Here is a 14,105-nt window from a genome sequence, read left to right on the forward strand (position 1 = left end):
TATGGCTATAGTAGTAAATATGCCGCGCTTAAGTGATACCATGGAAGAAGGTACTGTTGCGGCTTGGTTAAAAAAGGTAGGCGATAAGATTGAAGAAGGTGATATTTTAGCTGAAATAGAAACAGATAAAGCCACTATGGAGTTTGAATCTTTCAATGAAGGAACTTTACTTCACATTGGTGTTCAGGAAGGAGAAACCACTAAAGTAGATGAGCTTTTAGCAATTATAGGTGAAGCAGGTGAAGATATTTCTGCATTATTAAGTGGAGGAGTACAAGAAGCTGACTCAAGTGAGGAAAAAGTTGAAGCAGTGGCTGAAACCAATTCTGAAGCAACACCAAAGGCGGAAGCACCAGAATTACCCGAAGGTGTTATAGTTGTAACCATGCCACGTTTGAGTGATACCATGGAAGAAGGAACAGTAGCCACTTGGTTAAAAAAGGTAGGAGATACGGTTGAAGAAGGTGATATCTTGGCAGAGATTGAAACTGATAAGGCTACTATGGAATTTGAATCATTCCAATCAGGTACTTTATTAGAAATAGGGTTAGAGGAAGGCGAGTCTGCCAAAGTAGATGAACTATTGGCTATTATTGGACCGGCAGGAACAGATGTTTCAGGAGTTGCGGCTAATTTTTCGGTAGGGGCTCCCGCTCAAAAAGAGGAAGCACCTAAAGCAGAAGTTAAAAAAGAAACACCAAAGGCGGCACCAGCTACAAATACCACAGTTAAAACCAGTGCTCCGGCACCAACTCCGGTTACAGCAAATGGAAGAGTTTATGTATCTCCATTAGCAAAAAGATTAGCGGAAGAGAAAGGTATAAACCTAACTAAAGTACAAGGTACCGGAGAAAACGGACGTATAGTAAAACGTGATATTGAAAATTATGAACCGGCAACATCTGCAGCTTCAGTAGGTAAATTTGTACCAACAGGGCAAGAGGATTTTGATGATATACCTAATTCTCAAATGCGTAAAGCCATAGCACGATCATTAACAAAGTCCAAATTTTCTGCACCGCATTATTATCTGGCTGTAGAATTTGATATGGATAATGCTATAGCCTTCCGTAAACAGTTTAATTCAATTCCGGATACTAAAATATCATTTAATGATATGGTTGTTAAGGCCTGTGCTTTAGCCTTAAAAGAACATCCGCAAGTAAATTCACAGTGGTTTGATGATAAAATGCGTTTGAATAACCATGTGCATATAGGTGTGGCGGTAGCAGTTCCGGACGGATTGGTAGTTCCGGTGGTGCGTTTTGCAAATGAACAATCCTTACCTCAAATAGGAGCCGAAGTCAAAGACCTGGCAGGAAAAGCCAGAAATAAAAAATTAACACCGGATGAAATGTCCGGTAGTACATTTACGGTGTCTAACTTAGGAATGTTTGGTATAGACTATTTTACATCTATTATCAATCAGCCTAATTCAGCTATATTATCGGTGGGTGCTATTGTACAAAAACCGGTAGTTAAAGAAGGCGAGATAGTAGTGGGTAACACTATGAAATTAACCTTAGCTTGTGACCATAGAACTGTTGATGGTGCTACAGGGGCCCAATTCCTGCAAACCTTAAAGGGATATATTGAAAATCCGGTAACCATGTTAGTGTAATGTTTATTCTGAGCTTGGCGAAGAATCTCATATAAATTATAAACCTGTTTCAATTTGAAGCAGGTTTTTTTATCTTCAAAACTTAAAATTTATAAATATGAAATTTGTAAAAAAGAATATAGTTTGTATTCTATTAGTCTTTATTTGCGCTGCTTGTAGTAATGATGGTGATGAAACACCAACAGATAAAAACATAATGCTAACGTTTGGTTGGTTTGCAGATTCAAAATGTTCGGGAGGATGCGGACAAATATATAAAATTGAAGCCGGTAAAATCTTTAAAGATATAGATTATAACTACCCTGAAGGCGATGTATTTGAAGGAAACTTTCAAGAGGTCAAGGATGTGGACTACCAGGATTATAAAGCATTGTTAAACTTGCCTAAAGAGATTTTTAACCAGCCCAATGGTTATTTGGAATGTACAGGTTGCTTAGAGGTGGATTCTGGAGGTTTTTACATAGAATATCAATCAGAAAGCATGCATAAATCATGGCGTATTCGTAATGCCCAATATCCGCCGTATATGGAAAGCTATAGAGCTTTAATATTGAATAAACTGGAAAAACTCAATAGTTTATAATGCAATTGTTTTATATTTCATCTATTTCTCACAGAATAAAATAGGTTTTTTATCTTTAAGCTTTAAACACTACACTATGAAAAAAATATTCTGCCTTTTATTATTATCCATTATAGTAAGTTGTGGGGCAAAGAAATCCGTTACTTCGGGCAGTGCCGAATTGAAAAACACTACTAAACCAGAACCTCAAGCCACAAAACCAGAAAAAAAACATGCAAAGTTAGAGGACGTACAATCCAGTCTGGAGTATTTGGCATCCGATGAGCTTGAAGGAAGGAATACCGGTAGCAAGGGTATTGAAAAGGCGGCTGTATATATGGAGAAACTATTCAAACAGCATAATATAAAACCTTATTTTAAAACCTATAGAGATTCTTTTAATGTAAAAGATGTTGTTGGGTATAATGTGGTTGGTCTTGTAGAGGGGAATGATTCGAAATTAAAAAATGAGTTTGTAATTTTGGGAGCACACTATGATCATATAGGAACCGCTAAAGCCGTTAATGGAGATACTATAGCTAATGGAGCCAATGATGACGCCTCCGGTACCGTTGCTGTTTTGGAATGGGCTAAATATTTTGCCAGATCAAAATCTAATAAGCGAAGTGTTTTGTTTACACTCTATTCAGCTGAGGAAATGGGACTTAAAGGTTCCGGGCATCTGGCTAAACGATTAAAAGATTCAAAATTAGATCTATACACCATGATTAACTTTGAGATGATAGGTGTCCCAAGAGCAGAAAGCGAGATTATGGCCTATATAACAGGGTATAAATTATCAAATATGGCAGAAAAACTAAATGCGTATGCCGGTAATGATGTGGTAGGGTTTTTACCGCAGGCAAAGGCTTATAATTTGTTTAAGCGTTCAGATAACTATCCATTTTATCAGGCGTTTAAAATGCCAGCCCAAGCTATTTCAACTTTTGATTTTACCAATTTTGACTACTACCATCATGTAGATGACGAGGCAGATAAAATGGATTTTAATCATATGACCAACTTTATAAATAAAATGATTCCCGCTTTAGAAGGAATGATTAATGCTTCAACAAGGGAAATTAAAATGAATAATGAGTAAAAACATAATTATAACAGGTACAAGCAGAGGCATTGGTTTTGAGCTGGTACAATTATTTTCAAAAGCAGGGCATAATGTTCTGGCACTTTCACGTAATGAACACCCCATTCAAGATTTAAAACTGGCAAATGTTGCTTGCTTTTCGTTTGACCTGAGTAATCATGAAGCCTATAAAATGGTGGAAGATTTTATAAATAAAAACTGGACACAGGTAGATGTTTTGATTAATAACGCAGGTGCTCTTTTGAATAAACCGTTTTCTGAAACTTCAATACAGGATTTTGAACAAGTGTATAAAACCAATGTGTATGGTGTGTCAGAATTAACACGGGTGGTTCTGCCATTTATGAAAAATAAAAGCCATGTGGTTACCATAAGTTCTATGGGAGGTGTACAAGGAAGCATGAAGTTCCCCGGTTTAGCAGCTTACAGTTCTAGTAAAGCAGCTGTTATAACCTTAACGGAATTATTGGCAGAAGAATATAAAGACTCAGGGATTTCATTTAATGTATTAGCTTTGGGAGCTGTACAGACTGAGATGTTGGAAGAAGCTTTTCCAGGGTACCAGGCACCTACATCAGCTATAGAAATGGCACAGTATATTCTTGATTTTTCACTTCATGGAAACACATACTATAACGGGAAGTTACTTCAGGTTTCAAACTCTACACCTTAAAATAGAATGAATCTTATTAAGCGCGTAATTGGTTGCTTATGTGTGGTTTATGTCAAGAGTTTTGAGCTTTTTTTATAGTTGGGAATTAAATTTTGGTAATTCTATTTTCTTCATGAAATCGTAATAATTATCTTGCATTTAATTTAATCTATATCCCTCTTGAAGACCAATCAGTTTATAGTTTATTTAGTTTTAGTATTTTTTTCTTTTTTTAACGTTCAAGCCCAATGTAATATAGTAGATACTATTACGGTTTGTGACATGACTACCATTGATAAAGATGGAGATGGAATCTTTGACGGAATAATTAATTTATACGATGAGTATAATGCGCTTCCGGGAACAATTGCTCCAATTTCATTGTCTTCAGGTACATGGTATGATCCCAATTTTAATTTTGCTCTAGATGAAGCTACAGGAGATTTATATTTGTGGGATTTAGATAATGCGTCAAGAAGTGTAAATGATTATGAGTTTCAGTTTATTGATACAAGCTCATCCTGTCCTAATGGTGTAGTATTAACAGTTAATTTAATTTTAGGGCCTTTTGAAGGGAAGCCTTTGCCTCCGGTTGGAGTGAATGATGCCAATATTACTGTTTGCGAAGCCGTATTGTCAAGTTTTGATTTATTTCAGGTGTTTGAATCACAACCATCACCTCATGAAAATGGGATATGGACATTTATTGGTAATTTAGGTGATCCGTCAAACTTTATTAGCCTATCACAAGATGGAACCTTTGAAGCAAAAATACCCTATGTTCCGGGAGGTGATTTAATAGAATTTGATGTTTTTGAGTTTACTTATACAGTTCCGGGTATTCTGCCATGTAGTCCTCAAAAAGTTTCAAACTTTAAAGTAGAAGTTATAAGGGATGTTTTTTCGGGGTCTCCTTCGACTTTTGAAATTTGTGAAACTGATGTTCTGGACGGATTATGGGACGGAGATATTGATCTAAGAGATGATAGGTTTTTGGCTGGTGAAGATATAGAAGGTACATGGTCTGCATCAGGTGATGTAACAAATCAAATATCCGGACCTTTAGATTCTACCATTAACTTGAGAGAAGTTTTTGATTACTTAAAATTAAACACACCTAAATATGGTTGTAGGGAATTTAAGTATAAATATAAGGTAGAAGCAAGGTCTACACTAACAGACTGTTCAGATAGAGAATCAGAAGTCATATTTCGGTTCTACGAACCAATTAAACCATTTCAACAAAGTCAACCTTTAGATATTTGTTTAGATGGAACTCAACCTGCGGGAATTAATTTATATAATCAAATAACATTTACTACGGAAAACGGAGAGTTATATGATTATCCGGAAAATATAAGCTGTACAGATTGGAGTTTTGTTTCAGGCCCAAATGATAATGATATTAGGGTGGCCGTAGACTCTGGAATAATTGATCTTACTAATTTAACAAGAGCAGATGCAGGCTCTTATGTATTTAGATATACGGTCTCCAGTTCATGCAATAATTGCTTGAGCGGAGGAACTTCTGCCTGTAGGGGGCAATCGGCTAACATTATTGTTAATATTAATACAAATTTGTACGCAGGAGAAGATACTTTAGGGTTGCAATTTTGTGAGACAGACCCTGTAGTTGCTGCACCCTTGGATTTATTCTCATTATTGACTACCAATGGTGTTGATGGACCAGTTTATAATGGCCCGATGGGCGCATGGACAGATTCTAATACAGGAATGATTATTGCTAACCCAATAGCTTATTCCATTCCAACTATAAATGATCAGCAGTATTTTGATTTCACCTACACTACAATAACATCAAGCGGTTGCCTGGATAGAGCAAACTTAACGTTTACTGTGTTTGAAGCCTATCAATCAGGAACAAGTAATACTATTGATGTTTGTGATAATAGTTCACCTTTTAGTTTGATTAGTCAATTAACAGGTACACCAAATACAAATGGTATATGGTCAGGGCCAAACGGATTTAGTTCTTTGGAAGCAAATGTTGTTTTTGATCCGATGACATCAGAAGCAGGAGTGTATACCTATACTGTTCCTGATAATATTAATGCCAGTGGAACTACTATGTGTTCAGGAAATCAAGCTACACTAACCGTTACATTGCACCAAAGTCCTAATGCAGGAGTAGGAGGTAGTTATGCTGTATGTCAATCAGATTTGCAAATAAATTTGATTGATTATTTAGATCAATCAGCAGATCTTGGAGGAACTTTTAGTGATTTAAATGCTACAGGAGCTCTTACAAATAATAGTTTGGCAGTTTCTCAATTAAGCCAGGGAACCTATAATTTTCAATATGAAATACAAGGACATACCTCTTGCGCTTTGTCAACATCAGTACTTTCCATAACCATTGAAGAGGTTGATGTACCAACTACAACTAATCAAACATTTTGTGCAATTGACGGAGCAATCATTAATGACCTGGTAGCTATGGGTGGAGTAGATTTTAACTGGTACGATACGGCAACGTCAACCATACCATTGTCGCATGGAACCAAACTGATTGATGGAGAAGATTATTACGTTTCAGCTTTAAATCATAATAATTGTGAATCACCAAGAGTTTCAATGGCAGTGACTATCTTACCGGCAGACCATGTGGATTGTAACAGTTGTTTTAAAGACGGTGTTTCAGCAAATGGTGATAATGAAAATGATGAATTTGATTTATGCGGTTTACCTATTACATTTCCAAACTTTGAGATCAGTATCTTTAATAGGTATGGTGTTGTTGTTTATAAAGGAAATAAAAACACGCCACTTTTTAAAGGTGATTCTAACGTTTCATTAACGCTTGGAAAAAAGCTGCCATCAGGCATATACTTTTATGTTTTTGATCCCCGAGACGGCGTAACAAAATCACTTCAGGGAAATTTTTATTTAAGCAGATAACAAGATTATATAATGAAAGTCAAAATATTTATAGTTCTTATTTTATGTGGTTTATCTGTTTGTGCTCAGCAAGAAACTCAGTATACACAATACATGTATAATATGAGTATGGTAAATCCCGGTTATGTGATTAACGAACCTGGAGTTGTGCAAGTTGGTAGTTTATATAGAACACAATGGGTTGGTATTGAAGGCGCTCCAAAAACAGCCAATGCTTTTGCCCATATTCCCTTAAATGATAAAATAGAACTAAGCGTAAATTACCTCAATGATAATATAGGCGGAAACATTAACATAAGTGAAAATATGTTTAACATTGATGCAGCTTATAAAATAAGCCTAAATAATAGGCTTAATGTGTCATTTGGGCTAAAACTTGGAATTGATCATTTAAATTTTAGCGCTATTGGAAGTAATGTAGCCTCAGATCCATTGTTTGGAAATACCAATAAAACAGTGTTTAATGTTGGGGCTGGTGTATTTTTATTCAAAGACAATTATTATGTGGGGCTGTCATCACCAAACCTAATACCCAGTAATCTAAATATTAATAGTGAAATATTGTATAATGAAAAACCTCATGTGTTTTTAATAGGAGGCTATGTCTTTGATATTAATGATAAATTTAAGGTAAAACCATCTACTGTTTTAAAGTATGTTGGCGGAGTACCTTTATCTTTTGATGTGTCAACTAATGTACTATATCTGGAAAAATTTGAATTAGGAATTTCTTATAGATATCAGGATGCCATATCAGGTTTGGCAGGGTTTAATATCACGTCAAATTTAAAATTAGGTTATGCCTATGATTTTAATACCAGTAAATTAAAAACATTTAATAATGGCAGTCATGAGTTTATTTTACTTTATAAATTTGATCTGTTGGGATTAAATAAAAACTATTCATCTCCAAGATTCTATTAATTATGACAAAACAAATCTTCTTTATTATAATGGCCTTGTTTATGTTACAAATGTCTTTTGGACAAAAGACCAGAGGAGATCGTTTTTTTGAAAAGGGAGATTATATAAATGCGGCTAAATATTATGAGGAAGAATTAAAAAAAGGGCGTCATAAAAAAATTGTAGAAAATATAGCCGTTTGTTACTATAACACCTTTCAATACAAAAAAGCATCCCTGTACTTAAAGCAGTTAGTTAAAGGAAGGTTTGGTGAAAAAGATAAGACTTATGATAATCAGTATAATTTTAAACTATATCAAGTATTATCTGCTTTAGGAGATTATGAAAGTAGCTTGGAATATTTTAAGCGTTATAAGGAAAATTTATCAATGGCCGTAAATACGTCCGAGTCTATTGAGATTATTGAAACGTTCAAATTAAAAAACCCGGACTATCAAATAGAAAAGGCCCGATTTAATTCTGATGCTTCAGATTTTGGGGCAGTAAAATATGGGGATAGCGTTTTTTTTGTTTCGGATAGAAACACCAAACGATTATTAGAAAAAACTTATAAATGGACACATCAGCCTTTTTTGGACATTTATGCCGTAAAAGTTAATGATATAAATGATACTATTGGTCCGGTAATATCATTGCCAAAAAGTATTAATTCAAAATTACATGAAGGTAATTTTTGTTTTAGTAAAGATGGCAATACCTTATATGTTTCCAGAAGCAATTTTACTAATGGAAAGAAAGAGTTTAATGACCAATCAGGAAACAATATTCATTTATATAAAACAACAAGGGTTGATGGTAAATGGAGCCCTTTAGAAAAATTACCATTTAATAAAAATGGATACTCTTATCAACATCCGGCTTTGAGTCCTGATGAAAAAAAGCTTTATTTTTCTTCAGATATGGAAGGCGGTTATGGTAGTTTTGATTTGTATTATGTGACTTTAGCTGTTGACGGCGAAACCGGAGAACCCATTAACATGGGAAATACAATTAATACAGAAAACAGGGAACATTTCCCCTTTATTTCTAAAAAAGGAAATTTATTTTTTGCATCCAATGGTCATTTAGGTTTAGGGATGTTAGATAATTTTGTATCAGAACTTGTTGATGGTAGTTTTAGTAAGCCTATAAATTTAGGAGTGCCTATAAATTCAAGATATGATGATTTTAATTTAAATTATTATAATAAAAACAAAGGATTCTTTTCTTCCAATAGAAATAAAAGAAGCGATAATGTTTTTCAATTTACGCAAACAGGAGAAATCTTTTTAAGGGAATACATTAATACGTTTGAGGTAAGAGATTATGAAACTAAGGCATTTATTCCAAATACAAAGGTTGTTTTGTTTAATAAAAAAGATGAACTTTATTCTAATACCTTAGATTCATTGGCAGCTTTTAACATGAATTTATTGGCTGGTACTTATAGGCTTAAAGCAGAAAATGAAGCTTACTATTCAAAAGATTTAAATGTGAAAGTAGTTGAAGAGCAGGATCAAAAGCATGTTTTATATTTAAGAAAGATACCGCCTCCACCTCCAGTTGTAGTTGATCCGGTTGCTACTGTGATTGCTGAAAAGAATATTGATAAAAACTTGAAGGAAGAAGACCCAAAACGTTTTGAAATGTTAACAGATCTAGAAGGCCCTCCAATAGTTGAAAAAAATGGTAAACTGTTTTTTGAATTAGAGCCTATTTATTTTGATTTTGACATGTGGAATATTAGAGCTGATTCAAAAAAAATATTGGATGCTTTGGCAGCTAAATTAGAACGTTACCCTAATATCCATTTAAAAATAAGTTCACATACAGATAGCAGGGGTACCGTACGTTATAATAAAATTTTATCAGAAAGAAGAGCAGAATCTACTAGAAACTATTTAGCATTAGAGGGATTTATTAATGCTAGAAGAATGAAGTTTCAAGGTTTTGGTGAGTTACAGCCCATTGTACCATGCCCTATGTTAGATTGTACAGATGAGGAGCACCAATTAAACAGGCGTAGTGAGTTTGAGATTGTAGAGTATTAGAATAGCATGCAAAACACTTTTATTAATTACTTTTGTAGGCAAAAGGAATATGTTTTTGATCTTTTTATATAGGTTTATTCAGATATGTAGACATTTTGCTCTAAAAAGATAATTTATGAGTAAATACAAGTGTATTATTTTTGATTGCGATGGTGTTCTAATTGATAGCGAAACTATTGCTATTAGTACTTTGGTAGATATGGCCAATAATTTGGGAGCCAATATGATTTTAGAAGATTCTATTATTAGTCTAAAAGGTAAAGCTCTTAATTACTGTATGGATTTAATATCCAAATTAATTGGAAAGCCATTACCCGAAACTTTTGAAAAGGATTATAGAACAAATACATTTAAAGCTTTTAAGGAGGAAATTCAACCTATCAAAGGTATAAAAGGTGTTGTTGAAAATTTAAAAGTTCCATTTTGCGTAGCCTCTAGCGGGCCGGAAAATAAAATTAGACTCAATCTTGAAATTACCGGGCTTTTACCATATTTTGAGAATAAGATTTTTAGCTGTTATGCCATCCAAAAATGGAAGCCGGAACCGGATGTGTTTTTATGGGCTGCCAAAACTATGGGATATAAACCTGAAGAATGTCTTGTAATAGAAGATAGCATTTCTGGGGTGAAGGCCGCTAAGGAGGGAGGCTTTGATGTATTTGGGTATACAGAACACGATTATAAAAATGAATTAAAAGATAAAGCAACTAAAACATTCAAAACAATGTCAAAGTTGCCAGGCATGTTATAGAATTCATGAATTCTATTACTTTTACACCTATGCAAAATATCCTTGAAAAGTATATTCCAAATCAGGCCATCAAACAGGTTTTAAAATTGTTAAACCATGATAACCTTTCAATTAAAGTTAAGCAAGAACGTAAGACCCGCCATGGTGATTACAGGAGCCTGCCAAACGGGAAGCATCAAATAACCATTAATTCAAATTTAAATAAATATCGTTTTCTAATAACACTAATACATGAAATTGCGCATTTTGAAGCGTACCAGCACTATGGAAGGTTTATAAAACCACACGGCTTAGAGTGGAAGCGAACATTTCAACATTTAATGCTACCGTTTTTAAACCCCGAAATATTTCCGGTTGAATTATTATCTCTTTTAGGTAATCATTTTAAAAATCCCAAAGCCAGTAGTGATACTGATGTTAATTTAGCATTAGCTTTAAAACAATTTGACCAACCCAACGATAAAACTTATATTTTTGATATTCCTTTGGGAAGTACATTTAGATTATATAATGGGAAAGTATTTATGATGGGAAATAAACGTGTAAAGCGTTTTGAGTGTATTGAACTAAAAACAGGAAAAATGTATTTATTCAACCCTAATACAGAAGTTGAATTACTAAAATAAAATAGATGCAATTATGAATAAAAATTATTATGCCATTCTTATGGCTGGTGGGGTAGGATCAAGGTTTTGGCCTGTAAGTACTCAAGATTATCCAAAACAATTTCATGATATGCTTGGAACGGGACATACTCTAATTCAAAAAACATTTCATCGTTTATCAAAGTTAATTCCAAAAGAAAATATATTCATTTTAACTAATGAACGCTATAATGATTTAGTTTTGGAGCAATTGCCTGAAGTGACAAAAAAGCAGGTGGTGCTGGAACCGGCTATGCGTAATACGGCGCCATGTATTTTATACGCTTCTTTAAAAATTCAAAAGGAGAACCCTAATGCGGTAATGCTTGTGGCACCAAGTGATCATTGGATAGAAGATGAGCAATCTTTTTCAAATAATGTGCAACAGGCTTTTGAGTTTTGCTCTAAGAATAAGGCATTAATGACTTTGGGTATTCAGCCTACCTTTCCTAATACAGGGTATGGTTATATTGAATATGATAAGGCTTCAACTAAACTGGTAAAACCTGTGAATCAGTTTAGAGAAAAACCAGACTATGAAACGGCCAGGAGTTTTATAGAGCAAGGTAATTTTTTATGGAATGCCGGTATTTTTATGTGGAGCGTAAACACTGTTATAGAAGCTTTTAAAACCAGTAAACCAGAACTTTTTAAATTATTTGAAACAGGAATTCCGGCATATAATACAGAATTGGAAGATGATTTTATAAAGATAAACTATCCAAAGGCAGAAAATGTTTCGGTAGATTATGCGATAATGGAAAAGTCTGATAATGTTTTTGTTATAGTTGCTGAGTTTGACTGGAATGACCTTGGAACTTGGGGCAGTTTATATGATAAGTTGGCAAAAGATAGCCATAACAACGCCATTTTAAATGCAAAAAGCCTGGCAGAAAATGCAGAAGGAAACATAATACGGACCAATAAAGGTAAGTTAGTGGTTATTGATGGTTTAAATGATTATATTATTGTAGATAAAGATGATGTTTTGCTGATCTATCCAAAAAGCAAAGAGCAGGATATAAAGCAAGTACAACAAAGGCTGAAAGCAAAATATGGGAACTGATAAGCTATAAATTAGGATAAAAGTAACTGATAATTAGTCAAACCAGAATTTTAATTTTTATATTAGAACTCATCTTGACTAAAATAGTATACATGGAAGAGAGTAAATTTAATTTTTCAGAAGACGATTCGGAAGTAAAAAAAGCGAAAAATGTTGAAGAGTCAAAAGAGGCAGTAAAGAAGGATGCGCAAGGTCTGTTTCAAAGTGTAAAACATTTTTTAAAGGAGTTACTGGATTTTAGAGAAGATACTGATAGGGATGAGACCGTTAAGGCTATAAAAGGGGATATCCCATTTAAAGGGGCCACAGCCTGGATCTTAGTTTGCTCCATTTTTGTAGCATCCATAGGATTAAATGCTAATTCCACAGCAGTGGTTATAGGAGCCATGTTAATTTCACCGCTTATGGGACCAATTCTGGGCGTTGGACTATCTATAGCTATCAATGATATAGACACTTTAAAGAAATCGTTAATAAACTTAGCCACTATGATTGTTCTGAGTTTATTAACGGCTTTTATGTTCTTTTGGTTATTTCCTTTAAGTGAAGATACTTCAGAACTCTTAGGTAGGGTAAGGCCAGATATACGAGATGTCTTAATAGCGTTTTTTGGTGGTTTGGCCTTAATTATAGCTCGTACCAAAAGAGGAACCATTGCCTCGGTAATTTTTGGTGTTGCTATTGCCACGGCTTTAATGCCACCACTCTGTACAGCAGGATATGGTTTAGCCAAGGGTAACTTTATTTATTTTGGAGGAGCCATGTACCTGTTTACCATTAACACCATCTTTATAGCACTTGCTACGTTTTTGGTACTAAAGCTTTTGAGATTTCCAATGCTAAAATATGCGAATTCCAAAAAGCGCCTTTTTATCTCCAGGATGGCAACACTATTAGCTATTGTAGTTATGGTACCTGCAATATGGACGTTTTTAAATGTTTTAAAGGAAAGTAATTTTAAGAGAGACGCCCGCAATTTTATCAAAAAAGAATTAACAGAATTGCCACATGCAGAATACATGAAAAATAACGCATCATATGCTTATATAGATGATGAAACTTCTGTAATAGAAATCAATACTTTTGGCTTGGATGAAATTCCTGAACCTGCAATTGCTTTATTACGAAGCAGGATGAGAGATTATAGTGCCTTACCTTATACAGAATTAATTATAAATCAAAATAAGTCTGAAAATTTAGAGAATTTAAAATATATGGAAGAATTACGTACTCGTGATTCTTTAGATCTCCTGTCACAGACACAAAAGATAAACTATCTTGAGAATAAAGTCAGTCAATTAGCAAAACTGGAAAGTAACTATTTGGCTTTTGATGAACTGACGCAGGAAGTGAAAATTAATTATGAAACCATTGAGCAAATTTCCTATGCAAATGTGATTAGTACAAATTTCACGAAAAAGGACACCATTTCTGTATTTTCAATAAAATGGATAGATTCCTTAGCAAAGGAACAAACCAGGAAAAAAGATAAGGTAAAGCTAGAGAAGTGGTTAAAACTCAAACTTGATTTGGATACCTTGGTCGTTAAACGATTGAATTAACGAACGAATCCTTTTCAGTAAAACATCTAAATAATACCCTGGGAGTCGCACTTTTTTATCAAGCTTTTGAACCATTAATGAATAAGAGCGGGAGACCTGATAACCGGTTTAAATCCCGAAGATACCGGTAATTTTTTGTCCAAAAACGGATAACGTTTGCCCTGGAAGATATATCATTAAGTGTATTTCTATATTTAAGGCCTAAATTTTGTACAGATAAACCATGACTTTAACGGTTAAATAACATTAAACAATTTTAGTTTGTGTTT

The 14,105-nt window shown here is 34.1% G+C and carries 11 protein-coding genes; all 11 read left to right on the forward strand.

What is annotated here, in order from left to right; translation table 11 throughout:
• Position 1: 1 nt before the first annotated feature.
• The 11 genes from VOI54_RS07480 (at position 2) to VOI54_RS07530 (ending at position 13,836) form a co-directional block, all read left to right on the forward strand.
• Positions 2-1,621 (forward strand): pyruvate dehydrogenase complex dihydrolipoamide acetyltransferase, encoded by a 1,620-nt coding sequence (locus tag VOI54_RS07480; protein ID WP_326282107.1) that lies wholly within the window; start codon positions 2-4, stop codon positions 1,619-1,621.
• Positions 1,622-1,718: 97 nt separating this feature from the next.
• A complete protein-coding gene (locus VOI54_RS07485; RefSeq protein ID WP_326282108.1) occupies positions 1,719-2,204 on the forward strand; it encodes a hypothetical protein in 486 nt (161 codons plus the stop codon).
• 76 nt (positions 2,205-2,280) lie between these two features.
• The gene (locus tag VOI54_RS07490) at positions 2,281-3,285 is read left to right on the forward strand and encodes a M28 family metallopeptidase (protein WP_326282109.1); all 1,005 of its coding nucleotides are present in this window, start codon (positions 2,281-2,283) and stop codon (positions 3,283-3,285) included.
• On the forward strand, positions 3,278-3,961 hold the full coding sequence (locus VOI54_RS07495) for an SDR family NAD(P)-dependent oxidoreductase (RefSeq protein ID WP_326282110.1): 684 nt from the start codon (positions 3,278-3,280) through the stop codon (positions 3,959-3,961). Before VOI54_RS07490 ends, VOI54_RS07495 begins: the two co-directional genes overlap by 8 nt.
• Positions 3,962-4,120: 159 nt before the next feature.
• Positions 4,121-6,859 carry a T9SS type B sorting domain-containing protein gene (locus VOI54_RS07500; RefSeq protein WP_326282111.1) on the forward strand — a complete coding sequence of 913 codons (2,739 nt, stop codon included), beginning with the start codon at positions 4,121-4,123 and terminating at the stop codon, positions 6,857-6,859.
• A gap of 12 nt (positions 6,860-6,871) precedes the next feature.
• Complete coding sequence (locus VOI54_RS07505; protein WP_326282112.1) at positions 6,872-7,783, forward strand: PorP/SprF family type IX secretion system membrane protein; 912 nt, start codon at positions 6,872-6,874, stop codon at positions 7,781-7,783.
• Positions 7,784-7,785: 2 nt separating this feature from the next.
• Entirely contained in the window at positions 7,786-9,813 is a 2,028-nt protein-coding gene (locus VOI54_RS07510; protein WP_326282113.1) for an OmpA family protein, read from the forward strand.
• Positions 9,814-9,928: 115 nt separating this feature from the next.
• Entirely contained in the window at positions 9,929-10,564 is a 636-nt protein-coding gene (locus VOI54_RS07515; RefSeq protein WP_326282114.1) for an HAD family hydrolase, read from the forward strand.
• Between the two features lie 29 nt (positions 10,565-10,593).
• Positions 10,594-11,190 (forward strand): SprT-like domain-containing protein, encoded by a 597-nt coding sequence (locus tag VOI54_RS07520; RefSeq protein WP_326283143.1) that lies wholly within the window; start codon positions 10,594-10,596, stop codon positions 11,188-11,190.
• A gap of 13 nt (positions 11,191-11,203) precedes the next feature.
• On the forward strand, positions 11,204-12,274 hold the full coding sequence (locus VOI54_RS07525; RefSeq protein WP_326282115.1) for a mannose-1-phosphate guanylyltransferase: 1,071 nt from the start codon (positions 11,204-11,206) through the stop codon (positions 12,272-12,274).
• Between the two features lie 92 nt (positions 12,275-12,366).
• Positions 12,367-13,836, forward strand: a complete 1,470-nt coding sequence (locus tag VOI54_RS07530; protein WP_326282116.1) for a DUF389 domain-containing protein — start codon at positions 12,367-12,369, stop codon at positions 13,834-13,836.
• Positions 13,837-14,105: the final 269 nt, after the last annotated feature.

The organism is Alterotamlana spongicola, assembly GCF_035818475.1.
Lineage (GTDB): Bacteria > Bacteroidota > Bacteroidia > Flavobacteriales > Flavobacteriaceae > Cognatitamlana.

Coding starts and splice junctions, on each gene's coding strand:
- VOI54_RS07525 (WP_326282115.1), top strand. CDS start 11,204: ATGAATAAAAATTATTATGCCATTCTTATGGCTGGTGGGGTAGGATCA.
- VOI54_RS07485 (WP_326282108.1), top strand. CDS start 1,719: ATGAAATTTGTAAAAAAGAATATAGTTTGTATTCTATTAGTCTTTATT.
- VOI54_RS07495 (WP_326282110.1), top strand. CDS start 3,278: ATGAGTAAAAACATAATTATAACAGGTACAAGCAGAGGCATTGGTTTT.
- VOI54_RS07530 (WP_326282116.1), top strand. CDS start 12,367: ATGGAAGAGAGTAAATTTAATTTTTCAGAAGACGATTCGGAAGTAAAA.
- VOI54_RS07515 (WP_326282114.1), top strand. CDS start 9,929: ATGAGTAAATACAAGTGTATTATTTTTGATTGCGATGGTGTTCTAATT.
- VOI54_RS07505 (WP_326282112.1), top strand. CDS start 6,872: ATGAAAGTCAAAATATTTATAGTTCTTATTTTATGTGGTTTATCTGTT.
- VOI54_RS07510 (WP_326282113.1), top strand. CDS start 7,786: ATGACAAAACAAATCTTCTTTATTATAATGGCCTTGTTTATGTTACAA.
- VOI54_RS07520 (WP_326283143.1), top strand. CDS start 10,594: ATGCAAAATATCCTTGAAAAGTATATTCCAAATCAGGCCATCAAACAG.
- VOI54_RS07480 (WP_326282107.1), top strand. CDS start 2: ATGGCTATAGTAGTAAATATGCCGCGCTTAAGTGATACCATGGAAGAA.
- VOI54_RS07490 (WP_326282109.1), top strand. CDS start 2,281: ATGAAAAAAATATTCTGCCTTTTATTATTATCCATTATAGTAAGTTGT.